The organism is Curtobacterium sp. C1 (genome assembly GCF_021049325.1).
GTDB classification, from domain to species: Bacteria; Actinomycetota; Actinomycetes; order Actinomycetales; family Microbacteriaceae; genus Curtobacterium; species Curtobacterium citreum.
Genome location: NZ_CP088076.1, coordinates 1,473,824 through 1,495,485, shown reverse-complemented (window position 1 = coordinate 1,495,485; position 21,662 = coordinate 1,473,824). Strand labels below are relative to the sequence as shown.

Below are 21,662 nucleotides of genomic sequence, written 5' to 3'. Positions count from 1 at the left end.
CCGTCCGCCCGTGCTCGGCCCGGCCGTCAGTCCTGCGGGGGCGTCGTGAACGTGAAGCGCTCCGGCCCGGACTCCGACCCGTCGTCGAGCACCCGGATCCCCGCTTCGCGGCACGCCGTGACCCCGTCGCGGTGCACGCGCTCCGGACGCGGCCGCCGCGGGATGCCCGCCGCGCCGAACACCGCCCACGCGTTCGCCGCCGACGCGCTCGTGAACCGCGTGCTGTACCGCACGCCGGCGAAGCCCGCCGCGTCGAGGGCCCGGGCCCAGGCCTGCGGCACGCGGTAGTCCCCCATCGTCTGCAGCTCCGCGCCGACGCCCCACCGCACCGCCGCCGGGTGCGTGACGTCCGCGAAGCGACGGCCGCGCGAGGCCCGGGCCGCGACGACGACCATCTCGCGGGCGCGCGACGCGAACACCGTGTTCGTCGTCAGGACGTGGTGCGCGAGGCGCTCGCGCACCGCGACCTCGACCGCGTCCGCCCAGTAGCAGGTGCCCCGCGGCACGGCGAGGTCGAACCGACCACCGTCGACCCCGTCGGCGTCCGGCTCCGTGCTCGCGAACCACCACGCGCCACGATCGTGCCGCTTGGCACGGTAGAACGTGGTGCCGCGGCTCTCCTCGGCGGGGAAGTCGGTCAGGTCCAGGTCGTCGCGCGGACGCTGCTGGGCGACGTCGGTGCGCTTCAGCGTCACGCGTCGGCCGCCCAGGCCGTGGCGGCACGGCGGGCGGCGGCGAGGACCTGCTCGTGCCGGCCCTCGCGCAGCGCCTGCGCCGCGGTGGTCCCGCCGAACTCGTCCGCCACGGTGTGCAGCCAGAGGGCGCTGCCCCAGGGATCGAACCGGTCGGGGTCGACGAGCGCGAGGACCTGCCGCAGGTGCGGCAGCGGCGTCCCGGACGCGCCGAACTGGAAGGACGGGAAGACGAGGCTGCCGTCGCCGATCTTCAGCCCGATCAGGTCGCGCTTGGCGACCGCCTTGCTGAGCGCCTGCCGGGTCACCCCGCGCCAGGCCGCGAGCGTCGGGGTGTCGTAGAACGGGCCGATCAGCGCGTCGGCCTCGTGCTTGACGGACGGCAGGGCGGCGAGCATCCGGTCGGCCAGGAGCTCGACGTCGACGCCGGACTCGAGCGCACCGGCCGCGCGACCGTCCGCGATCCGCCGGCGCAGTGCGTCGAGCAGCGCCGTCTCGCCCGCCGAGGGGCCGTCCGTCCCCGTGGCCCGCCGTGCGTGGGTCGTCGCTGCCATGGCGCCTCCTGTCAACTGCGTCAACCGGATCCTAGGCCGTCACGACAACCGCGTCAACCACCGGCGCGCTGGCTCGGCGGCGCCGCGCTCAGGCGTCCAGAGCGCGCCGCACGTACCCCACGAGCGCGTTGGCGTGGCCGTGGCCGAGCCCGTGCTCCACCTTGAGCCACGACACGACCTCCATGTGGCGGTGGTCGTCGAGGCGGTCGGCGACCAGGTCGAGCCACTCCTGCACGGGCCGGCCGTACGTCCGCTCGATGCTCGGGAAGTACGAGGCCGGGCCGGAGACCTTCGTGCCGTCGGCGGGCGGCTGCGGCGCGGGGACGCGATGCGTGGTCACGGTCGTCAGGGTAGCCGCGCGAGGGTGGCACCGACAGGGGTCCCGTGCACGCCGCACCGTCACGCGGGGTCACCGGAGGTCACGCGCGCGACGCTCCGTGACGTCCCGTTCCGTCCCGTGGCGAAGTGTTGCGAGGACCCGTTGTCCGGGTCCGCCGGCCCTCCTACGGTCGCCCCATGACCGACACCACGGACCGCTCGACGCGCAGGTCCGCACCCCACGCGACCGCCCCGGCGACCGCAGCCGGCGCGCGCGACGGGAGCAGTGCCTCCCGTCCGCTCGCCCCGACCGTCGACGCGGCCGCACGCGCCGCGCTCGACCGTCCCGTCCTGCCGCTGCGCCACCCCGTGCGGTGGATCGCCGCCGCGGTCGTCCTGGTGCTCCTGCTGAACGGTGTCGAGACGCTCTTCACCAACCCGGCATGGGGGTGGCCCGCGGTCGGGAAGTGGCTGTTCAGCCCCGCGATCCTGACCGGACTGCAGTTGACGCTCGTCGCGACCGGGCTGAGCGCGGTGATCAGCTTCGCGGGCGGTGTCCTCGTGGCGCTGGCACGGCTGTCCCGCAACCCGGTGCTGTCCGGGCTGGCGTGGGGCTACGTCTGGCTGTTCCGATCGGTGCCGCTCATCCTGGTGCTCGTCTTCCTGTACAACCTCGGGTCGCTGTACCCGACGATCGGGATCGGGATCCCCTTCGGGCCGCAGCTCGAGGTACGGACGGCGAACGTGCTGGGCGACCTGGCGATCGGCGTCCTGGCGCTGAGCCTGAGCGAGATCGCCTACGCGTCGGAGATCGTCCGGGCGGGCGTCCTCGCGGTGGACCACGGTCAGCTCGAGGCGGCGCAGGCCCTCGGGCTCCCCCGCCGTCGGCAGTTCGTGCGGGTCGTGCTGCCGCAGGCGCTCCGCTCGATCGTGCCGGCGTTCGTCAACCAGGTGGTCGGGTTGCTCAAGGCCTCGTCACTGCTGTTCTACGTCTCCCTGCTCGACCTGTTCGGCGTCGTCCAGAACCTGTCGAGCACCTACCCGACGGACATCATCCCGCTGCTCGTGGTCGCGACGATCTGGTACCTCGCGTTGACGAGTGCGGTCTCGGTCTTGCAGTACTACATCGAGCGGTGGACGTCGCGCGGGTCCGCGCGGGCGCTGCCGCCGACGCCCCTGCAGCGAGTGCGGGCGGCGGTCCGGCAGGTGCGGTCGGACCGTCCTGGAGGCACGGCTCGCGTCGCGCAGGTCGCCAGCGCCCAGCGGGTGGTCGCGTCCGGCACCGCGTCCGGCGCCGGCGCCGGAACCGTCGAGGTCGTCTCGTGAGCGCGGCCGTCGCGGTCGTCGGCGCGGTGAAGTCCTTCGGCGACCGGCGGGTCATCGACGGGGTCGACCTGGAGCTCGCCGCCGGGAGCGTCACCGTGGTCCTCGGGCCGTCCGGGTCCGGCAAGTCCACGCTGCTGCGCGCGATCAACCACCTCGAACCGCTCGACCGCGGCGTCGTCACGGTCGGCGGCGAGCCCGTCGGCGTGCGGTTGCGGGCCGGGCGGGACGGCACGACCCGCTGGAAGGAGCTGCCAGAGCGGGTGATCCTGCGGCAGCGGTCCCGGATCGGTTTCGTGTTCCAGCGATTCGAGCTGTTCCCGCACCTGACCGCGCTCGAGAACGTCGCCGAGGGGCCGATCGCCGCCGGGGTGGCCCGTCCGGTCGCGCTCCGTCGTGCCCAGGAGCTGCTCGAGCGCGTCGGGCTCGGCGACCGAGGGGCGTCCCGTCCCCGGCAGCTGTCCGGCGGGCAGCAGCAGCGCGTGGCGATCGCCCGGGCGCTGGCGCTGGAGCCCGCGGTCGTGCTGCTCGACGAGCCGACCTCCGCCCTCGACCCCGAGCTCGTCGGCGAGGTCCTCGGCGTCATCCGCTCCCTGGCCGAGTCCGGCACGACCCTCGTCATCGTCACGCACGAGGTCGCGTTCGCCCGCGAGGTCGCCGACCACGTCGTCTTCCTCGACCACGGGCGCGTCGTCGAGCAGGGGCCGCCGCGCCAGGTCATCGATGCCCCGCAGCACCCCCGCACGCGCGACTTCCTGTCCCGCGTCCGCTGAGCCCTTCCTCCCGTTCCCCACCGTTCCCACCGTTCCCACCGTTCCCATCCGAGGAGTCCGCCTTGCCCACCACCGCTCTCTCCCGCTGGCGTCACCGCGCCGGAGCCCTCGTCCTCGCGGCCGGCGTCGTCGTCGCCCTGGCCGGGTGCGCCGCGAACGCCTCCGCCGCCGACGGCGCTGCCGGGTCCGCCGGGTCCGCTGACGGCACCGTGACGATCGGCGGCGCGTCGAACGGCGCCGCGACCGAGACGAAGGTCCGGGTCTCCGAGGACACCAAGCTCCACGACGCACTCCCCGCCGACGTCAAGTCGTCCGGGAAGCTCACGATCGGCATCGGCGCGCTGCCTGCCGGGTTCCCGCCGCTGGCCTTCACCGGGGACGACCAGAAGACGCTGACCGGTTCCGAGCCCGACCTCGGCCGGCTCGTCGCCGCGAAGCTCGGACTCCGGGCGGACGTGCAGAACGCCACCTGGGACAACCTGTTCGTCGGCATCGACGGCGGGAAGTACGACGCCGGGTTCTCGAACGTGACCGTGACCGAGCAGCGCAAGGAGAAGTACGACTTCGCGTCGTACCGGCAGGACAACCTGGCGCTCCAGGTGCTGAAGACCTCGAAGCTGACCTTCGACGGCGACCCGTCCGTGCTCGCCGGCAAGACGATCGCCGTGAGCTCCGGCACGAACCAGGAGAAGATCCTGCTCGAGTGGAAGGCCGACCTCGAGAAGGACGGCAAGACCATCGACGTCAAGTACTACCCGGACGGGAACGCCGTGAAGCTCGCGCTCGACTCCGGCAAGATCGACGGCTACTTCGGCCCGAACCCGACCATCGCGTACGCGAACAAGCAGAGCGTGGGGAGCGCGCACCCGACGACGACCGCGGGGACGTACTCCGGTGCCGGCTCGACCCTGCAGGGACTCATCGCGGCGACCACGAAGAAGGACAGCGGTCTCGCGAAGCCGATCGCCGACGCGGTCAACGAGCTCATCGCGGACGGGACGTACGCGAAGTGGCTGCAGGCGTACAACCTGTCGAACGAGGCCGTGCAGACCTCGCAGGTGAACCCGGAGGGGCTGCCGCTCGACAACAGCTGAGCGCGTCCCCTGTCCGTCGACACCCCCGTGCCCGTCGTGGTCGCGGGGGTGTCCGGCGTGCGGGGTGCGGCTCGCGGCGCGGCCGTGGCTCGGGCGTGGTGTCCCCGCTCGACACGCCCGGCCGCGGGCGCCCGGGGTGCAGGACACACCGCGCGTAGCTCGCCCCGGGTGCACGACACGACGTCCGGCAGCGCCGAGCGCGCCAGATGTGGGCTTCTCGGCCGCGCCGAGCCGGCGCGTCCGCTCAGCTGATCGCGCCGGGGCCATCCCCCCTCGACACGCCCGAGCGCGGGAGCCCAGCGCAGGACACGCCGCGCGTCGGTCGCCCCGGGTGCACGAAGCGTCGTCGGGCAGCGCCGAGCGCGCCAGATGTGGGCACCTCCACGGGGCGGCCCTGGCACGCCGGACGCAGCCGGTCGCGCCGAGGCCCCCCCCGCTCGACACGCCCGACCGCGGACGCCCGGAGCGCAGGACACGCCGCGCGGCGCTCGCCCCGGGTGCACGACACGCCGCCCGGCAGCAACGAGCGTGCCAGATGTGGGCACCTCGGCGTCGGTGCGCCCCACGCAGCCGGTCACCCCGCTCGACACGCCCGAGCGCGGATGCTCGGGGCGCAAGACACGCCGCGGGTCGTTCGCCCCGGGGGCACGACACGCCGTCCGGCAGCGCCGAGCGCGCCGGATGTGGGCACCTCGGCGCGGCGGCGCAGCACCGGCGCGCCCGGGTCAGGCGGCCGGCGCCACCGCCCGGCGCGCCCACTCGGCGGCGAGCAGCTCGTAGGAGCGGACCCGGGCGGCGTGGTCGTGCGTGATGGTCGTGACGAGCAGCTCGTCCGCACCGGTCACACGGCGGAGCACCTCGAGCCGGTCGGCCACGTGCGCGGGGTCGCCGACGAACCGCGACACGAGTCGGTCCCGCACGGCGGCGGCCGCCTCCTCGGTGAGCGGTGTTGCACGGGCCTCGTCGGGCGTCGGGTACGGGATCGCCCCGACACCGGAGCGGATCGAGTGCACCCACTGGCCGTACCCGAGGGCGAGCTCCTCGGCCTCGGCAGCGGACCGCCCGACGACGACGTCGGCCGAGACCACCACCCGCGGCGCATCGAGCACGCCCGGGCGGAACGCCGCACGGTACGCCTCGACCGACGCCAACACGGTGCCCGGCGACGAGTGGTGGTTCGCGCCGTACGGCAGTCCGAGGGACCCGGCGACGCGGGCGCTCTCGCCGCCGGTCGACCCGTGGATCCACAGCTCGACGTCGGCACCGGTCGCGGGCGGCGCCTCGACGACCTTCCCGTCGCGGGTCCAGGTGCCGGCGAAGAGGGCCCGGACGAGCGCGAGGTCGTCGTCGAAGCGCTCGACGTCGCCCGGCACGCGACCGAGCAGCTCGCCCTGCAGCGCGAACGTCGACCCCGGAGCGACCCGGAAGTCGAACGGTGCGGGGAGGAGCAGGCCGTCGACGATCCGATCGGCACGAGGCGCGAGCGACGGCGGCTTCGGTGTCCCCGGCGCCGGGGCCCCTGAACGGCCGAGCCCGAGGTCGAACCGCGGTCCGTACAGCCCGGTGAGCGTCCCGAAGGTCTCCGCGATCTGCAGGCCGCGGACGTTCCCGACGAGCGTCGCAGCACTGCCGACCCGGATGGTGGAGGTGACCGCGGCCACGGCACCGATCACCACGGTCGGGGCGCTGCCCGCGACGCCGGGGTTCAGGTGGTGCTCGGCGAGCCAGTAGCGGGCGTACCCGGCACGCTCGGCGACCCGGGCCAGGTCGAGGGTGCGGTGCAGTGCGGTCGCCGACGTCGACCCGGAGACGACGGGGACCAGGTCGAGGACCGAGAGCGGGACGGCGGTCACGCGGACACCGCCTGCCGGTCGCGGACGGCCCCGGAGAGGCCGAGGGTGTCGCGGAGCGTGGCGCCCTCGTCGTAGGACTCGCGGTACACCCCGCGCTCCTGGAGCAGCGGGACGACGCGGTCGACGAACTCGTCGAGGCCGTACGGGTTGGTGTGCGGGACGACGACGAACCCGTCCGACGCCCGCTCCTGCACGTACCGCTCGATCTCGGCGGCGATGGACGACGGCGTGCCGACGAACCCGCCGCGCGTCGAGACCTGGATGACGAGCTCACGGATCGACAGGTGCTCGGCCGCGGCACGGTCGCGCCAGCCCTGCACCAGTGCGCGGGGGTCACGGACGTGCCGCACGCGCCCCCGGGTGATCGTCTCGGCGTCGACGTCCGGCTCGACGTCGGGCAGCGGACCGTCGACGTCGTACGACGACAGGTCCCGGTTCCAGACCTGCTCGAGGAAGGCGATCGCCGTCGCCGGGCTGACCTGGGCGCGGCGGATCGCCCGCGAGTGCTCCTCGGCCTCGGCCTGGGTGTCCCCGAGCGTGAAGGTCGCCCCGGGCATCACGAGCAGTTCGTCCTCGGACCGTCCGACGCGCTCGAGCCGGGCGGTGACGTCGTCGTAGAAGGTGCGCGCGTCCTCGAACTCGGTGTGGAGCGAGAACACCACCTCGGCGTGCCGGGCGGCGAGGTCGCGGCCCTCGTCGGAGTCCCCGGCCTGGACGACCACCGGGTGTCGCTGCGGGCTCCGCGGGACGGGGAAGGTCCCGGTGACGTCGAACTGCGGTCCGTGGTGGTCGACGTCCCGGATGCGCGAGCGGTCGGCGAACCGTCCGGACGCGGGGTCCGCGACGACGGCGTCGGCTTCCCAGGAGTCCCAGAGCTCCCGCGCCGTCTCGACGAACTCCGCCGCCCGCGTGTACCGGTCGGCGTGGTCGAGGAACCCGCCGCGGCGGAAGTTCGCCCCGTGGAACGCGTCCGAGCTCGTCACGACGTTCCAGCCCGCGCGGCCGCCGGTCAGGTGGTCGAGCGTCGCGAGCTGCTTCGCGAGCTCCACGGGCTCGTTGAAGGTGGTCTGCAGGGTGCCGACGAGACCGATGTGCGACGTGACCCCCGCCAGGGCAGCGAGGATCGCGAGGGTGTTCGGCCGCCCGACGACGTCGAGGTCGTGGATCCGCCCCTTCTGCTCGCGGAGCCGCAGTCCCTCGGCGAGGAACAGGTAGTCGAAGCACCCGCGCTCGGCGTTCCGGGCGAAGTGCTCGAAGGACGAGAACGCGATCTGGCTCTCGGCGCGCTCGTCGCTCCAGATCGTCGTGTTGTTGACGCCCGGGAAGTGGGCGGCGAGGTGGACCTGACGCTTCGTGCTCATGACGAGACCCCCTGGGCCGGGACGGCGTACCGGCTGAGCGCCGGCGCGATGCCGAGCCGCGTGCGCAGGTCGACGGTGGGACGGGACGGCGGGTCGGCGCGCAGGCCGGCGGTGACGAGGGCGGGGACGAGCTGCCGGGCGATCGCCGTGCTGTCGGCGGGCGTCCGCAGCGGGCGGAGCCGGACCCCGGCGTAGCCGATCGCGCGGAGGTCCGCGATCCGGTCGACGAGGCCCTTCGAGGTGGTGGCGAGCACGGCGGCGTCCGACGCTGCCGAGTACGGCGACCCGGACGCGGCGTCGAGGGCGGCGAGCTCGTCCTCGGCCTCGGCGACCGAGGACCCGAGGAGCACCGCGAGGTCCGCGAGGACCGGACGGACCGTGGCGGACCCGGCCGCCTGCTCGGTGTGACGGACGCGTGCCAGCGCGCCCCGCGCCTCCAGGCCGACACCGCCGACAGCGCCGGCACCGTCGACAGCGCCGGCACCGTCGACAGCGCCAACACCGCGGACAGCACCCGACGGACCTGACCGACCTGACGCGCCCGGTGTGACGAGCACCACGTCGGCCGTGTCGACGGCCAGGCGAGCCGCGTCGTCGTCGTGCGCGAGCGCGAACACGGGCGGCCGCCCCTGCGGCGACCGCGGGACGATCGACGCGCCGTGCACGGAGACGTGCTCGCCCACGAAGCGGGCGTCGTGGATCCGGTCGCGGTCGATGAAGCGTCCCGTCGCGACGTCGCGGATGATCGCGTCGTCGTCCCAGCTGTCCCAGAGACGGGAGACGACCTCGGCGACCTCGCGGGCCTCCGCGGCGAGCGTCGCCGGGTCGTCGCCGCCGGGGCGGCGGCCGAAGAGCGCGGCCTCGCGGGTCGTCGGGCTCACCTGGATCCGCCACCCGGCTCGCCCCGCGGAGACGTGGTCCAGGGTCTGGAGGCCCGTGGCCACGTGGAACGGCTCGGTGTGCGTGACCGAGACGGTCGGCACCAACCCCACCGAGCGGGTCGCGGGTGCGACCGCGCTCGCGACCAGGAGGGCGTCGAGCCGCCCCACGACGGTCCGGGTGTCGAGGTCGCCGTCGGCGTCGAGGGGACCCGCGGTGAAGGCGTCCTCGAGCGTGACGGCGTCGATGCCGGCGCGGTCCTGCTCGACGACCACGCGGCGCCAGTGCGCGAGCCGGGTGGTGTCGCGGGCAACTGCGGGGTCGGCGCGCCAGGCGGCCGGGTGCCAGCCGGCGCCGTGGAGGGCCGTGACGAGGATGGTTCGGTCGGGCATGGAGCCGACGCTACGGCCGGGACGGTCCGGCGACGACGGGTGTTGCGGAGGATGACCGGGCGTTGCGTCGTGTGACGTCTGCCAGGCTCGTCGGATGGTGTCCTGCTTCCTGACCCACGCCGAGGTGGTCGTCGACCCGGAGGTCCCGATCGAGTCGTGGGGGCTGTCCGCCGCCGGTCGACGCCGTGCCGCCGCGGCCCACCGACTCGCGTGGTCCCCCGACGTCGGCCGGATCGTGTCGAGCGCGGAGCGGAAGGCCGAGGAGACCGCGGCGGTGCTCGCCCGGGCCGTCGGAAGCGGATCGGACGTCGAGGTCGAGCCGGCGCTCGGCGAGATCGACCGCAGCGCGACGGGCTACCTGCCACCGACCGAGTTCGAGGCCGTCGTCGACGCGTTCTTCGCCCGTCCGGACGAGTCCGTCAGGGGTTGGGAACGTGCGGTGGACGCGCAGGCCCGGATCGTCGCGGCCGTCCGGGCGCTGACCCGGACCGGGGACGTGACGGTCGTGTCGCACGGTGCGGTCGGCGCACTGCTCCTCGCCGATCTCCGCGGCGTGCCGATCAGTCGGGCGCTCGACCAGCCGGGGATGGGCAGCGTGTTCACGTTCGACCCGCGGCGGTGGCGCGCGTGCTCCGGGTGGGCGCGGGTCGGCTGACCCGGGCATGCGGCGCACCCCGGCAGCGCGGGCGGCTCCGGCGGCGGTGGCCTCGCGCCCGCCGTGGTGCGCACTGCCCCCGCACAACCGGAAGCACGCCGCACCACGCGTTTCCGCGGCACGACGTGCTTCCCGTTGTGCAGAGCGCACCGCTCCGCACCGCAGCGCACCGCACCGCACCGCACCGCAGCGTGGCGTGGCGCAGCCCGGCGGCGCGCGGGCCGTCAGGCCGGCAGGCGCTCCCCCGCCTCGATCGCGACGTCGAGCCGGTTCTCCCGAGGGGGCAGCGGGCAGGTCGCGTGCGCAGTGTATGCGCACGGCAGGTTCGTCGCCCGGGTGAAGTCGAGCCGCACGCGGCCGTCCGCACCGGGTGCCGGCACGTCGAGGCTCCGCGTGGCAGCGGTCGTCGTGCCGCTCGACCGGTCGGTGAACAGCACGTGCAGCCCGTCACCGTGTCCGTTGAAGGCCAGGAGCGTCCGCCGTCCGTCGAGGTCGAACGACAGCGTGCCCCGCGCGGCGAACACGTGCTGCAGGCCGTCGACGACGGACCCGACGGTCACCTCGCGCGGCACGTCGAAGGGTTCGAAGCGGGCCTCGACGACGAAGCGCTCGTCCGGCTCGAAGGTCGGCGTCCCGCGGTACGCCGTGCGCGTCGGGGCGGCCGGGTCGCGCGGACGGAGGAGGTCGCTGCCGCCGCGCCGGGCGACCTCGACGACGACGTCACGGTCCTCCAGGTGCCAGACGACGCGGGGCTCGGGACGGTCCTGCAGCCTGCCGAAGCGGTGGGTTCCCGTGACGGTCGTGCCGTCGACCTCGAGGGACTCGTCGGACGCGAGGGTGACGACCGGACCGGCCTCGTCCGTCGACCACGCCCCGGGGAGGTCGTCGAACCGCTCGGGCGTGGGCGTGAGCCAGCGCATGCTCGTGATCGCGAGGAACCCGTGCTCGCTCGCCCGCGCGGCTTCGTGGGCCGCGTGCCACTCGGCCCACTCGGTCCACTCGGCGGCGGTGGTGCTGGCGGCGGCGGTGCTGTCGGTCCCGGTCGTCGTGCTCATGCTCCGACCGTACGACCCCCGACGGACGGGGCCGGGCGCGGCTGGACGCGCGCCGTAACGCGAGCGGGCGGAACAGGTCGCCCGGACGCGACAGCAGTGACCGAGATGGCCCGTTCGCAGCGCGGGTGGCCGGGACAGCCCGCTCGCGACGGCGGCGACGGGTACCAGCGTGGCCACGGGCCGGACGGGAGGCGCGGTGCGGGCTGGTGCCGTGCCTCCCGTCCGGCTCCTGCCGCCGACGCGACGTTCCTGCCCATCGCACGCGCGATGGGAGGCAGGACCGCGCATGGCAGGCCGGGAGGAACGACACACCACGAGCGGAACGGCTTCCCATGCGCGGATCGGCACGCTACGCGCGGAAGGGCAGGCGAGCTGGCGGGCGGGGCGGGGCCGGCTCAGCGGCGGCGGAGCAGCACCGTGCCGACGACCGCGGCGACGCCGGCCCAGAGCAGCGGGCGCGTGACCCGGCGGCGCTTCGCGACCCACCCGCCGTCCGTGGCGTTCGCGTGGTCCGCCGGGGCGTAGAGGTTGCCGTCGGTGGGGTCCTGGCGGCTACGGAGGGCGAAGACCTCGACGGCGGGCCGGGTGATGCGGTGGAACAGCCACGGCACGACGAACTCGGCGGGCACGAGCGCGGCCTGCAGCCGCCCGACGTACCGGTTCCGCTTCGGGTGCAGGGCCTGGGCGACGACGGCCTTCGCGGCGCGCTGCACGGAGACGGTCGGCGGCAGCGGGTGCGAGGCCTTGCCGGTGTAGTTCGCGCCGTTCTGGTAGATCGGGGTGTCGATCGTCGAGGGCAGCACGGCGCCGAAGCGGATCCGCGTGCCCTGGTGCTCGTCGGCGAGCACGTCCATCAGGCCGAGGGCCGCATGCTTGCTCGTGACGTACGCCGACTGGTACGGCGCGGACAGGAGCGACTGGATCGACCCGACGAGGACGTAGGTGCCCTCGCCCCGCTGCTGCCAGTGCGGGAGCAGGGCCTTCACGGCGTGGACGTGCCCGTGCAGGTTCGTGTCGACGACGCGCTTGAAGGCCTCGGTGGGCGTCTGCTCGAACAGGCCGTAGACGAACAGGGCCGCGTTGCCGACGAAGACGTCGATGCGGCCGTACCGTGCGGTCGTGGTGGCGACGAGGTCGGCGACCTGGTGCTCCTCGGCGACGTCGGTGGGGACCGCGACGGCCTCGGCGCCGAGGTCCCGGCATTCCTGCGCCGCGTCTTCCAGGCTCTGGCGGCCGCGGGCGGCGAGCACGAGGGTCGCCCCCTGCCGGGCGAACTCGTGCGCGGCGGCCCTCCCGATGCCGCTCGATGCTCCGGTGACGACGACGATCTTCCCGCGGAACCGATGTGCCATGACCCCGGTGGTACCCGGACGCCGCTCCACCGTCCCCCAGTCGTCGCGGTCCGCGGCCACGCGCACACGCGTCGGACGTCGGACCGAGGTGCCACGCTTCCGCGCGTCGGAGGGAGGTGCCACGATGGGCGCATGCCCCGTGACGACCTGACCGTCGAGGAAGCGACAGCGATCGCCGAGCACGCTCGCTCCGGTTCGCTGCCGCTCGACGACCCCGAGGTCCGCAAGGTCGTCGACCAGGCCAACCGGACCCTGGTGCGCGCGCAGATGTGGGGCGAGGACCGCAGCCCGAAGCTCCGACGCCGCCGGCGGATCATCGCGTTCGCGGCGCTCGCGATGGTCCTGGTCTGGGTCGTGGGACTGCTCGGCCCGCTGCTGCTCCGGCTCGGCGTCTGACCCGTCGGCGTCGCCCTACCAGTCCGACCTGCGCGACACCCCGGCATCCGGAGTTGCCGAGCGATGCTCGAACCGGTTGACTCGGGCGGGTGACGAGCACCACCGACCGGAGCGGCGTGACGTCGTGGACGACCACCGTCCGGGACGACACCGGACCGATCGTGCTGACCGGCGTCCGGGCCTCGTGGGAACCCCTCGTCAAGCAGACCGTCGTCGCGGTCCTCGTCGTGGGTGCCGCGATCGCGAGCGTCCTGACACCCTGGCTCGAGGTCACCGACGCGCCGCTGATGTGGACGGCCGTCGGACTGGTCCTGGTCGGGCTGCTCGGCGGCGGGCTGATGGCACGCTGGCCGGCCGTCACCCGGGTGGAGCTCCTGCTCCCGGCCCTCGACTTCCTGGCCGTCGGCCTGCTCCGCTACGGCACCGGTGAGGCGCGGTCGGTGTTCCTGGCGATCGTCGTCCTGCCGGTCATCTGGATGGCGACGAACCCCGGTCGCCGACACGTGGTGTACCCGCTGCTCGGCACCGCCGCGACGCTGCTCCTCCCCTACGTCCTGGACCCCGTGGCGCCGCAGCCGAGCGAGCTGGTGCGGCTCGTGGTGGCGCTCCTCGTCTACGCCGCGGCCGCCGCGGTGACGAACGAGCTCGCGCGCCGCGCCGACCTGCAGCTGAGCGCCGTGCAGCGGAAGCGCCGGGTGGCCGAGGGCGAGATCGACCGTGCCGCACTCGTCCAGCGCTCCCTGCTGCCGACGACGACCGCAGGGCTGCCGGACGAGCTGCGCGCGGTCGGGGTCTGCCTGCCGGCCCGGACGGTCGGCGGCGACTTCTACGACTGGTTCCCCACGGGCGAGGGCGCCGCCTTCACCCTCGGCGACGTCATGGGCAAGGGCGTCGGTGCCGGGATGATCGCCGCCGCCGTGCGCTCCCTGATCCGGAGCACCGTCGACGAGACCGACCCCGCGGTCGCCGTCCGCCGTGCGGCCTCCGGGCTCGCCACCGGCGGCTCGGACCTGACGAGCGGCCAGTTCACGACCTGCTTCCACATCCGGATCGACCGGGACGGGCACGCGCGCTGGGTCGACGCCGGCCACGGCCTGACCGTCCTGCGTCGGGTGGACGGCTCCGTGCACCCGCTGCGCGCCGGGCACCTGCCGATCGGCGTCGGCACGACGTGGACCGCCGACACGACGTCCCTCGGCCCCGGCGACGTGGTCGTGGCGGTGAGCGACGGCGTGCTCGACCTGTTCGGCGGCGACCTCGACGCGCTCGACCGGTTCGAGACCTGGGTGGCCTCGCGCTCGCACGCCCAGGAGATCGTCGACGGGATCGCGGAGCTCGCCGCGTCCGGCGACCACCCGGACGACGTCACCGTCCTCTGCGTCGCGTACCGCCCCTGAACACGGACCGACGCGCACCCCGCGGGCCGTCCCTCGCAGGAGGGTCCGTCGAAGTGCGGACTGGTGTACCGTCCGCGTCCGGGCGATGATCCAGCGACCCGATCCGCCCGAACCCCAGGGACCCCCCGATGCCCCAGCACCAGACCCCCGTTGCCGCGCGCCCGCTCGACCGGCGCCGCTTCCTCACCCTCGGCCTGACCGGGACCGCCGCCACCGCAGCCGCGGCGACCGCAGCCCTCGCCGCACCGGACGCTGCCCACGCAGCCACCCGCACCGCAGCCACCACGAGTTCCACGAGCACGACCGCCCCGACCAAGCTGCTCGCCGCCGACGAGTTCGACGGCCCCGCCGGCAGCGCCCCGAACCCGGCGATCTGGCGCTTCGACACCGGCGCAGGCGGGTGGGGCAACCAGGAGCTCGAGACCTACACCGACTCCCGCCGGAACAGCGCCCTGAACGGCTCCGGGCAGCTCGCGATCACCGCGATCCGCGAGCCCGACGGCACCTTCACCTCGGCCCGGCTGAAGACCGAGGGCACCTTCACCGCGCAGTACGGCCGCGTCGAGGCGCGCATCAAGATCCCCCGCGGGCAGGGCATCTGGCCCGCGTTCTGGATGCTCGGGGCCGACATCGGCCAGGTCGGCTGGCCCGCGTGCGGCGAGATCGACGTCATGGAGAACGTCGGGTACGAGCCGACGATCGTGCACGCCACGGTGCACGGCCCGGGGTACTCGGGCGCGAACGGCCTGTCCGCCGCGTGCACGAGCCCGACCGGCGCCGCCTTCGCCGACGACTTCCACGTCTTCGGCGTCGACTGGCGCCCAGACTCGATCACCTGGCTGGTGGACGGTGTCGAACGCGGCACCGTCACCCGGGACGCCGTGGGTACGAACCCGTGGGTCTTCGACAAGCCGTTCTTCGTCGTGCTCAACGTCGCCGTCGGTGGCACCTGGCCCGGGTCGCCGGACGCGACCACGCGGTTCCCGCAGCAGATGCTGGTCGACTGGGTGCGCGTCTGGCAGCTGGGCTGACGCCGGACAGCAGGCCCGCGGCGGGCGCCGCCACCTTCCTTGTGTCCGGTGGGTGGTCGCGTCAGCGACGCTGGCGCGCCAGCAACCAGAGGTAGGTGCTGTGTCCCGCGAGGGCCAGGCCGAAGAACACCGCGGCGACCGCGTAGACGCGGTCGAGCTTGCCCTGCCCGATCACGAGCATGACGACGCAGAAGACGACCGCGGCGGCGAGCACGCCCACCTGGATGGTCGACCAGATGCGGCGGAAACGGGGCATGCCGGAGTCGCTCACGCCTCCATCCTGCCCCAGTCCGGTCACTTCTCGGGGTCGTGGCCCCAGTTCATGAGCGAGTACCGCCACTTCGAGTCGTGCGTGTCGCCCTTCGGCTCCTGCTTCCCGTGCCGGGCCACGTACCCGACGACCTTCCGCATGTGGGCGTAGTCGTCGTCGGTGTAGTCGGCCTGCTTCTTCTCGAGGATCCGGACGATGTGCCGGCCGCTCTCGTGCCCGGTCGACTCGCCACCGCTCGCGGGCTTCTGGCCGACCTCCTTCGACTCGTCGGAGTCGAGCCACCGCTTCAGCTCCGACGCGGTCATGTTGACGGCGTCGGCGAAGTCGTCCCGGGTCTGCTGCTCGTCGTGCTGGTCATCGCTCATGGCCGTCACGCAACCCGTGCCGCCTGGGCGACGACGCAGGAGCGGTTGTCCCCCGAACCGGTGCGCACATCGGACGCCACTGCAGGTGCTTCCAGGGCCGAACGGGTTGTGTGTCCCCCGAACCCACCACCGAGAAGGAAGCGAGAGCAGCATGCGCGCAGTGGTCTGGCACGGGATCGGCGACATCCGACTCGACGACGTCCCCGAGCCCACCATCCAGCATCCGGAGGACGCGATCGTCCGGATCACCCGGAGTGCGATCTGCGGCACGGACCTGCACTTCGTCCGCGGGACCATGGCCCCGATGGAGGAGGGCACGATCCTCGGCCACGAGGCCGTCGGCGTCGTCACCGAGGTCGGCGACGCGGTGCGCGGCTTCAGCCCCGGTGACCGCGTCGTGATCAACTCGACGATCTCCTGCGGCGCCTGCCGGTACTGCCGGATGGGCAAGACCGCCCAGTGCGACGTCGCGAACCCGAACGGTCCGCAGGCCGGCACGAGCTTCTTCGGCGGCCCGCAGTCGACCGGCCCGGTGAACGGTCTGCAGGCCGAGTACGTCCGGGTCCCGTACGCGCGGAACACCATGCACCCGCTGCCCGAGAACGTCAGCGACGAGCAGGCCATCCTGCTGTCGGACATCTTCCCGACCGGCTGGTTCGGCGCCGAGCTCGCCGGGGTCACCCGCGGCGACGTCGTCGTGGTCTTCGGCGCCGGCATCGTCGGGCAGTTCGTCGCGGCGTCGGCGTACAAGCTCGGCGCCGGTCGCGTGATCGTCGTCGACGGGGACGAGACCCGGCTCGCGGCAGCCCTCGCGCAGCACTGCGAAGTGGTCGACTACAACCGCGAGGACCCCGTGCAGGCGATCATGGACCTGACGAACGGCATCGGCGCGGACGCCGTGATCGACGCCGTCGGGGTCGACGCCGAGCGCCCGAAGCGCGGCCCGGCGGCGGTGTCCGACGAGCAGGCCGCGCAGTTCGACGCCGAGGTCCAGCAGGTCGCGCCGGACGCGTCCCCGGACGGCTTCGGCGACCTCGAGCAGTGGAAGCCCGGCGACGGTCCGTCGCAGGTCGCGCAGTGGGCCGTGGCCTCGGTCGCGAAGTACGGCCGGATCGGCATCATCGGCGTGTACGGCCCGACGGCGGAGCGCTACCCGATCGGGCAGGCTATGAACAAGAACCTGACGATCCGGATGGGCAACTGCGACCACCACTCGGTGACGCCGCCGCTCATCGACCTCGTGGCGTCGGGGCAGTTCGACCCGACGGCGCTCATCACCGAGCACGAGCCGGTCGGTTCGGCGATCGAGGCGTACGAGGCCTTCGACCGTCGCGAGCCGGGCTGGGTCAAGGTCGAGCTGGAGGTCGCCGAGTGACCGGGCCGATCGACCAGTACGCGTTCGGGGACCCGCGGACGCGTTACCCCGACGTCTCGCCGGAGCCGCAGACCCAGGACGAGCCGGGCCTGCAGTCCGCGATGACGCCCGTGCCGGACCTCGGTGAAGACTCCTACCGGGGCACCGGACGCCTGGAGGGTCGCCGTGCGGTGATCACCGGCGGCGACTCCGGCATCGGCGCGGCCGTTGCGATCGCCTTCGCCCGCGAGGGCGCCGACGTCGTCCTGGCCTACCTGCCCGAGGAGCAGTCGGACGCCGACCACGTGGTCGAGCAGGTCGAGGCGGCCGGTCGTCGTGCCGTGACGGTGCCCGGTGACCTCCGGGACAAGGCGTACGCCGGGCAACTCGTCGAGCGGGCGGTCGCGGAGCTCGGCGGCATCGACACCGTCGTCAGCGTGGCGGGCAAGCAGCGCTGGCAGCCGGACCTGCTCGACCTGACCGACGAGCAGTTCGAGGCGACGTTCGACGTCAACGTGTTCGGGCTGTTCCGGCTCGTCAAGGCCGCACTGCCGCACCTCGAGCCCGGGTCGACGATCACGACGACCGCGTCGATGGAGGCGTACAAGCCCGCGCCGGACCGGCTCGACTACGCCGCGTCGAAGGGCGCGATCAACAACTTCTCGAAGGGGCTCTCGCAGCTCCTCGTGGAGCGCGGGATCCGCGTGAACGTCGTCGCTCCGGGGCCCACCTGGACCGTCCTGCAGCCGAGCGGTGGTGTCGACCCCGAGTCGCTGCCCGAGTTCGGCAGCAGCGAGTCACCGATGGGCCGCGCCGCGCAGCCCGCCGAGCTCGCCCCCGCCTACGTGTTCCTCGCCTCGCAGGAGTCGAGCTACGTCGTCGGCGAGACCCTCAACGTCAACGGCGGCATGGTCACCCCCTGACCGGGAATGCCGGAGCCCCCTCCGGCGTCGAACCATCCACCGACATGCGAAGGAGCACATCATGACCCTCGACCTCCACAAGGGGAACGGCGTCGACACCGAGCGCCGCTGGAACCCGACCACCACCACGCTGCGCGTGCTGCACGACGAGCCGCAGACGACCTTCGGTCGCTGGCTCGGCCAGATCAACGGACAGCACTGATCAACGGACAGCACTGATCAACGGACAGCACTGACCGGCGGTCGGTACTGGACGACGGACGGGAGGCGCGGTGCCAGCTGGCACCGCGCCTCCCGTCCGTCTGCCGGTGCCGCCTGTGGACCGGCGCGCGTCAGGCGGGGACGCCGCTGATGTTGACGAGCCAGGTGACCCCGAAGCGGTCGGTGAGCATCCCGAAGGTGTCGCCCCACGGGGCCTTCGTCAGCGGCTCGATGACGGTCGCACCGTCCGACAGGCCCTCCCAGTAGCCGGTGAGCCGGGCCTCGTCGTCGCCGCTCAGCGAGACGGAGATGTTGCTCTCGGTCGGGGCGGGCATGCTCGACGGCGAGTCCGACGCCATGAGCGTCAGGTCGTCGGCCTCGATCTGACCGTGCATGACCTTGTCGGCGTCCGCCGGGTCCTGGACCATGCCGCCCTCAGCGAAGGTCATCGTCTTCAGTTCGCCGCCGAAGACCGCGTGGTAGAAGCCGAGGGCGTCGCGGGCCTGGTCGCGGAAGCCGATGTACGGGTTGAGCGTGACGGACACGGGTGGTTCCCTCCGGGTCGGGCGGACGTCGTCGTCCGGTGGGCACCATGCTGGCAGGTCCCGGCCTGCCGCGGAAGTCTCTCGGGCAGCGCCGTCGGTCAGGCCGCGGCGGCGGTGACGTACGCGGAGGCGCCAGGGGTCGCCCACACACGGCCGTCCACCCCGGAGGCCAGGACGTCGACCGAGCCGTCTTCGGTCACCGAGGCGAGGTCGTGCTCGTCGCCCGCGAGGACCGCGGTGGCCAGGACGTCCGCGGTGACGATGTCCGACGCGACGACGGTGACCTGCCGGAACACCGGCTCGGCCCGGCGCCAGACGTGTTCGCCGCGCTCGGCGGTGCCGGAGGTCGCGACCGCCCGACGGTCGTCGCCGAGCGGGACCACGCCGACGACCCGCGTACGGTCGAGCGGATCGACGACGCCGACCTGCCAGGGGTCGTCGCCCTGCGTCCCGCTCGCGAGCACGTCACCGCCGACGGCGAGCATCCAGTCGGCGGACCCCGCCCGGGAGACGGCGTCGAGGACGGCGCCGGCGTCGCGGATCGCGAGGGCCTTCACGACCCCGGACAGGTCGAGTACGCCGTCCGGTCGGTGCGGGGTGAAGGCACCGTGCGTCCGCTCGCGCCAGTCGAGGGCGAGCGCGTAGGTGTCGCGGACGTCCTGCGGTGCGGCCGCGAGCCGGAGCGTCCCGGCGGCGATCCGGCTGAGCGCGGAGTCCGGGTCGTACAGGCTGTACCGGCGGTCGTACGCGACGAAGACGTCCCGGACGGCGAGGGCGGTCGGGGCGTCGGCGCCGCGGAGGCTCACGACCGTGCCCATCGTCTCGAAGGTCCGCACGGCGGTGTCGGCCGCGGGCCGGTCGACGCGGCTCACAGGCCCGCCTGGTCGAGGGCGGACTGCAGCGAGGTCGTGTAGCCCTCGCTCGTGTAGGTCGCACCGCTGACCGCCTGGATCGTCGCGGACTGCGCCTGCAGGGCCTCCTGCCGGAGGATCGGCGCGGCCTGCTGGCTGATCGCGACCGACCGGCCGTCCCGGTTCGTGAGCTGCAGGGCCTGGACGTCGGTCAGTTTCCCTCCGCTGACGGTCACCCGGACCTGCACGGGGCCGTAGCGGGTCTCGGCGGCGGTGCCGGTGTAGGTGCCGGACGCGCCGCTGCCGCCGGACGCGCTGCCGCCGCCGGCGGACGGGGCGGTGGTGGCCGGGGCGGTGGCGGTCGTGCCACCGGTCCCGGTGGCTCCCGTCGCGCCCGTCCCGCTCGTGCCGCTCGTGGTGCCGGAGTTCGTCCCGGCCGTGGTGCCCGACGCGGCGACCTGGGCGGGCTGGCCGCCGAGCTGCCACCCGATGGCGAGCACCGCGACGGAGGACAGCGCGCCGATGACGACCCCGCGGGTCCGCACGGCGGTCACGAGGCGAACCGTTCCTGGTGGATGCGGTGCTCGGGGACGCCGGCCGCGCGGGCCTCGGCCACGACGAGGTCCGTCCAGACCTGCGGGCCGCAGACGTACAGGTCGGAGTCGAGCAGGTCGGGGAACACGCTCCGCAGGTGCACCCCGCGACGCAGGTCGTCCTCGGTCATCCAGCTCTCGGCCGACCGGGCACGCGGCCCGACCATGCCGTACACACGACTGCCGGTGCGACGGGCGAGCTCGGCGGTCTCCTCCCACAGGTACTGCTGGTCGCTGTCGGAGCCACGGAGGAGCACCGTCGCCTCGCCCGGACGCAGGTCGGCGTCCTCGAGCAGGGCACGGATCGGGGTGATGCCGATGCCCGAGGCCACGAGCGCGAGCTTCGGCGCGGACCGTGCCTGCTTCGTGAAGAGCCCGTACGGCCCCTCGAGCGAGACGGCCGTGCCCGGGCGGATGCGGCCGAGCCGCGCGGACCCCGCGCCGAGGTCGCGCACCGTGATGCGGGCGCCGTTCCGGCTCGGGACCGCGGAGAACGACACCGGGTGGGCGTGCCACCAGGTCTGCCGGCTCCAGAAGCGCCAGACGCCGTACTGGCCGCCGTGCGCGCCGAGTGCGTCGAGGTCCCGGCCGGCCATGTGGATGGAGACGACCCCCGGAGCGATCGGTTCGACGCCGACCACCCGGATGCGGTGCCGGAAGGTCACGACGACGGGCAGCACGAACCGGTACAGGGCGACGAGTCCGAACGCGGCGACGTACAGCGCGATCCAGTAGGCCCGCTGCCAGCTGCCCGCACCGAGGACGCTGCCGGTGGTCATGTGCGGGAACGCGACGAGCACCGCCGCGTAGCTGAGCAGGTGGATCACGTGCCAGGCCTCGTACGGCAGCCGACGGCGGACCGCGACGATCGAGGTGCCGACCACGACGACGAACAGGCCGATCGACAGGTAGGCCAGCGGCATGTCCTGCGAGCCGAACAGCGCGACGGTCTCGGCGATCGGGCCCGTGCCGTCGCCGATGCCGTAGCCGAGCGTCAGCAGCGCACCGTGCGCGAGCAGCAGGTACAGGACCGGCTTGCCGAGCGCCCGGTGGTGCGCGATCGCCACGTCCTGCCCGATCAGGCGGTCGATGACCGGCACCCGTGCGGCCAGGACCAGCATGACGAGCACGAGGTCGGTCCCGATCAGTCCCGCGACGATCCCGCCGGCCTCGAGCCAGCCACCGATGCCGGCGACGGTGTGCGACCCCGGGGTCGCGAGCCAGAGCGTGACCGCCACGGCTGCGGACAGCCAGGTCAGCACGGTCAGCAGGTCGACCCCGCGCAGGCGTCGACGGGTGGCGGCACGGCGGCGCTCGGCCGCGACGGGCAGCGGTTCGGGGGCCGGCGGCCGGTCGAGCGGGGTGCGGCGGGTGGTCGGCCGCGCGGTGTCGATCATCGGGTCGCTCCTGTCCAGCGGGGGTTCGGGTCCCTCA

24 protein-coding genes are annotated in these 21,662 nt (G+C 73.8%); 10 read left to right on the top strand and 14 right to left on the bottom strand.

The features are described 5' to 3' along the window. Positions 1 to 26: 26 nt before the first annotated feature. The 3 genes from LQK89_RS07275 to LQK89_RS07265 all read right to left on the bottom strand — a co-directional run bounded on the left by LQK89_RS07275 (position 27) and on the right by LQK89_RS07265 (position 1,586). Positions 27 to 695 (bottom strand): RES family NAD+ phosphorylase, encoded by a 669-nt coding sequence (locus tag LQK89_RS07275; protein WP_231050601.1) that lies wholly within the window; start codon positions 693 to 695, stop codon positions 27 to 29. Beyond that, positions 692 to 1,246, bottom strand: a complete 555-nt coding sequence (locus LQK89_RS07270) for a hypothetical protein (protein WP_231050600.1) — start codon at positions 1,244 to 1,246, stop codon at positions 692 to 694. The genes LQK89_RS07275 and LQK89_RS07270 overlap by 4 nt, the downstream gene beginning before the upstream one ends. Before the next feature lie 88 nt (positions 1,247 to 1,334). Then, positions 1,335 to 1,586 (bottom strand): DUF4287 domain-containing protein, encoded by a 252-nt coding sequence (locus LQK89_RS07265; protein WP_231050599.1) that lies wholly within the window; start codon positions 1,584 to 1,586, stop codon positions 1,335 to 1,337. Positions 1,587 to 1,762: 176 nt separating this feature from the next. On the opposite strand from LQK89_RS07265, the gene LQK89_RS07260 reads away from it, so the two are divergent. From LQK89_RS07260 to LQK89_RS07250, 3 genes are all read left to right on the top strand, one after another. Further along, on the top strand, positions 1,763 to 2,890 hold the full coding sequence (locus LQK89_RS07260; RefSeq protein ID WP_231050598.1) for an amino acid ABC transporter permease: 1,128 nt from the start codon (positions 1,763 to 1,765) through the stop codon (positions 2,888 to 2,890). Next, on the top strand, positions 2,887 to 3,660 hold the full coding sequence (locus tag LQK89_RS07255; RefSeq protein WP_231050597.1) for an amino acid ABC transporter ATP-binding protein: 774 nt from the start codon (positions 2,887 to 2,889) through the stop codon (positions 3,658 to 3,660). The genes LQK89_RS07260 and LQK89_RS07255 overlap by 4 nt, the downstream gene beginning before the upstream one ends. 62 nt (positions 3,661 to 3,722) lie before the next feature. After that, entirely contained in the window at positions 3,723 to 4,754 is a 1,032-nt protein-coding gene (locus LQK89_RS07250) for an ABC transporter substrate-binding protein (RefSeq protein ID WP_231050596.1), read from the top strand. Between the two features lie 725 nt (positions 4,755 to 5,479). On the opposite strand, the gene LQK89_RS07245 is transcribed toward LQK89_RS07250, so the two are convergent. From LQK89_RS07245 to LQK89_RS07235, 3 genes are read right to left on the bottom strand one after another with little or no spacing between them, the layout of a single operon-like run. Further along, a complete protein-coding gene (locus LQK89_RS07245) occupies positions 5,480 to 6,607 on the bottom strand; it encodes an LLM class flavin-dependent oxidoreductase (protein WP_231050595.1) in 1,128 nt (375 codons plus the stop codon). After that, the gene (locus tag LQK89_RS07240; protein ID WP_058743158.1) at positions 6,604 to 7,968 is read right to left on the bottom strand and encodes an NtaA/DmoA family FMN-dependent monooxygenase; all 1,365 of its coding nucleotides are present in this window, start codon (positions 7,966 to 7,968) and stop codon (positions 6,604 to 6,606) included. The genes LQK89_RS07245 and LQK89_RS07240 overlap by 4 nt, the downstream gene beginning before the upstream one ends. Next, on the bottom strand, positions 7,965 to 9,239 hold the full coding sequence (locus LQK89_RS07235; protein ID WP_231050594.1) for an LLM class flavin-dependent oxidoreductase: 1,275 nt from the start codon (positions 9,237 to 9,239) through the stop codon (positions 7,965 to 7,967). Before LQK89_RS07235 ends, LQK89_RS07240 begins: the two co-directional genes overlap by 4 nt. A 94-nt stretch (positions 9,240 to 9,333) precedes the next feature. Here LQK89_RS07235 and LQK89_RS07230 point away from each other — a divergent pair, with 94 nt between their 5' ends. Further along, entirely contained in the window at positions 9,334 to 9,894 is a 561-nt protein-coding gene (locus LQK89_RS07230) for a histidine phosphatase family protein (RefSeq protein ID WP_231050593.1), read from the top strand. 224 nt (positions 9,895 to 10,118) lie between these two features. Here LQK89_RS07230 and LQK89_RS07225 read toward each other — a convergent pair whose 3' ends face one another. Then, positions 10,119 to 10,949, bottom strand: coding sequence for a DUF1684 domain-containing protein (locus LQK89_RS07225; protein ID WP_231050592.1), 831 nt, complete (start codon positions 10,947 to 10,949; stop codon positions 10,119 to 10,121). A 395-nt stretch (positions 10,950 to 11,344) separates the two neighbouring features. Then, on the bottom strand, positions 11,345 to 12,301 hold the full coding sequence (locus LQK89_RS07220) for an SDR family NAD(P)-dependent oxidoreductase (RefSeq protein ID WP_231050591.1): 957 nt from the start codon (positions 12,299 to 12,301) through the stop codon (positions 11,345 to 11,347). Between the two features lie 132 nt (positions 12,302 to 12,433). Here LQK89_RS07220 and LQK89_RS07215 point away from each other — a divergent pair, with 132 nt between their 5' ends. From LQK89_RS07215 to LQK89_RS07205, 3 genes are all read left to right on the top strand, one after another. Beyond that, a complete protein-coding gene (locus LQK89_RS07215; RefSeq protein ID WP_058743194.1) occupies positions 12,434 to 12,697 on the top strand; it encodes a hypothetical protein in 264 nt (87 codons plus the stop codon). Positions 12,698 to 12,786: 89 nt separating this feature from the next. Continuing rightward, the gene (locus tag LQK89_RS07210) at positions 12,787 to 14,094 is read left to right on the top strand and encodes a PP2C family protein-serine/threonine phosphatase (protein ID WP_231050590.1); all 1,308 of its coding nucleotides are present in this window, start codon (positions 12,787 to 12,789) and stop codon (positions 14,092 to 14,094) included. A 128-nt stretch (positions 14,095 to 14,222) separates the two neighbouring features. After that, a complete protein-coding gene (locus tag LQK89_RS07205) occupies positions 14,223 to 15,125 on the top strand; it encodes a glycoside hydrolase family 16 protein (protein WP_231050589.1) in 903 nt (300 codons plus the stop codon). A gap of 61 nt (positions 15,126 to 15,186) precedes the next feature. On the opposite strand, the gene LQK89_RS07200 is transcribed toward LQK89_RS07205, so the two are convergent. Continuing rightward, positions 15,187 to 15,396, bottom strand: a complete 210-nt coding sequence (locus LQK89_RS07200) for a hypothetical protein (RefSeq protein WP_114850926.1) — start codon at positions 15,394 to 15,396, stop codon at positions 15,187 to 15,189. A gap of 23 nt (positions 15,397 to 15,419) precedes the next feature. Further along, positions 15,420 to 15,761 carry a DUF3140 domain-containing protein gene (locus tag LQK89_RS07195; protein ID WP_058743218.1) on the bottom strand — a complete coding sequence of 114 codons (342 nt, stop codon included), beginning with the start codon at positions 15,759 to 15,761 and terminating at the stop codon, positions 15,420 to 15,422. A 151-nt stretch (positions 15,762 to 15,912) separates the two neighbouring features. Here LQK89_RS07195 and LQK89_RS07190 point away from each other — a divergent pair, with 151 nt between their 5' ends. The 3 genes from LQK89_RS07190 (at position 15,913) to LQK89_RS07180 (ending at position 18,240) form a co-directional block, all read left to right on the top strand. Continuing rightward, on the top strand, positions 15,913 to 17,136 hold the full coding sequence (locus LQK89_RS07190) for a zinc-dependent alcohol dehydrogenase (protein ID WP_231050588.1): 1,224 nt from the start codon (positions 15,913 to 15,915) through the stop codon (positions 17,134 to 17,136). Continuing rightward, entirely contained in the window at positions 17,133 to 18,038 is a 906-nt protein-coding gene (locus LQK89_RS07185) for an SDR family oxidoreductase (protein ID WP_231050587.1), read from the top strand. Before LQK89_RS07190 ends, LQK89_RS07185 begins: the two co-directional genes overlap by 4 nt. Before the next feature lie 61 nt (positions 18,039 to 18,099). After that, positions 18,100 to 18,240 carry a hypothetical protein gene (locus LQK89_RS07180; protein ID WP_167510052.1) on the top strand — a complete coding sequence of 47 codons (141 nt, stop codon included), beginning with the start codon at positions 18,100 to 18,102 and terminating at the stop codon, positions 18,238 to 18,240. A gap of 130 nt (positions 18,241 to 18,370) precedes the next feature. Here LQK89_RS07180 and LQK89_RS07175 read toward each other — a convergent pair whose 3' ends face one another. The 4 genes from LQK89_RS07175 to LQK89_RS07160 form a co-directional block, all read right to left on the bottom strand. Beyond that, a complete protein-coding gene (locus LQK89_RS07175) occupies positions 18,371 to 18,784 on the bottom strand; it encodes a VOC family protein (protein WP_208745586.1) in 414 nt (137 codons plus the stop codon). 98 nt (positions 18,785 to 18,882) lie between these two features. Next, positions 18,883 to 19,656, bottom strand: coding sequence for an FAD:protein FMN transferase (locus tag LQK89_RS07170; protein WP_231050586.1), 774 nt, complete (start codon positions 19,654 to 19,656; stop codon positions 18,883 to 18,885). Beyond that, entirely contained in the window at positions 19,653 to 20,189 is a 537-nt protein-coding gene (locus tag LQK89_RS07165) for an FMN-binding protein (RefSeq protein WP_231050585.1), read from the bottom strand. Before LQK89_RS07165 ends, LQK89_RS07170 begins: the two co-directional genes overlap by 4 nt. Continuing rightward, the gene (locus LQK89_RS07160) at positions 20,186 to 21,625 is read right to left on the bottom strand and encodes a ferredoxin reductase family protein (protein WP_231050584.1); all 1,440 of its coding nucleotides are present in this window, start codon (positions 21,623 to 21,625) and stop codon (positions 20,186 to 20,188) included. Before LQK89_RS07160 ends, LQK89_RS07165 begins: the two co-directional genes overlap by 4 nt. Between the last annotated feature and the right edge of the window lie 37 nt (positions 21,626 to 21,662).

Excerpts from the sequence above, each read along its gene's own strand:
- LQK89_RS07195 (WP_058743218.1), bottom strand. The coding sequence starts at position 15,761 with ATGAGCGATGACCAGCACGACGAGCAGCAGACCCGGGACGACTTCGCC.
- LQK89_RS07190 (WP_231050588.1), top strand. The coding sequence starts at position 15,913 with ATGCGCGCAGTGGTCTGGCACGGGATCGGCGACATCCGACTCGACGAC.
- LQK89_RS07205 (WP_231050589.1), top strand. The coding sequence starts at position 14,223 with ATGCCCCAGCACCAGACCCCCGTTGCCGCGCGCCCGCTCGACCGGCGC.
- LQK89_RS07160 (WP_231050584.1), bottom strand. The coding sequence starts at position 21,625 with ATGATCGACACCGCGCGGCCGACCACCCGCCGCACCCCGCTCGACCGG.
- LQK89_RS07230 (WP_231050593.1), top strand. The coding sequence starts at position 9,334 with ATGGTGTCCTGCTTCCTGACCCACGCCGAGGTGGTCGTCGACCCGGAG.
- LQK89_RS07215 (WP_058743194.1), top strand. The coding sequence starts at position 12,434 with ATGCCCCGTGACGACCTGACCGTCGAGGAAGCGACAGCGATCGCCGAG.
- LQK89_RS07235 (WP_231050594.1), bottom strand. The coding sequence starts at position 9,239 with ATGCCCGACCGAACCATCCTCGTCACGGCCCTCCACGGCGCCGGCTGG.
- LQK89_RS07225 (WP_231050592.1), bottom strand. The coding sequence starts at position 10,949 with ATGAGCACGACGACCGGGACCGACAGCACCGCCGCCGCCAGCACCACC.
- LQK89_RS07220 (WP_231050591.1), bottom strand. The coding sequence starts at position 12,301 with ATGGCACATCGGTTCCGCGGGAAGATCGTCGTCGTCACCGGAGCATCG.
- LQK89_RS07180 (WP_167510052.1), top strand. The coding sequence starts at position 18,100 with ATGACCCTCGACCTCCACAAGGGGAACGGCGTCGACACCGAGCGCCGC.
- LQK89_RS07260 (WP_231050598.1), top strand. The coding sequence starts at position 1,763 with ATGACCGACACCACGGACCGCTCGACGCGCAGGTCCGCACCCCACGCG.
- LQK89_RS07270 (WP_231050600.1), bottom strand. The coding sequence starts at position 1,246 with ATGGCAGCGACGACCCACGCACGGCGGGCCACGGGGACGGACGGCCCC.
- LQK89_RS07240 (WP_058743158.1), bottom strand. The coding sequence starts at position 7,968 with ATGAGCACGAAGCGTCAGGTCCACCTCGCCGCCCACTTCCCGGGCGTC.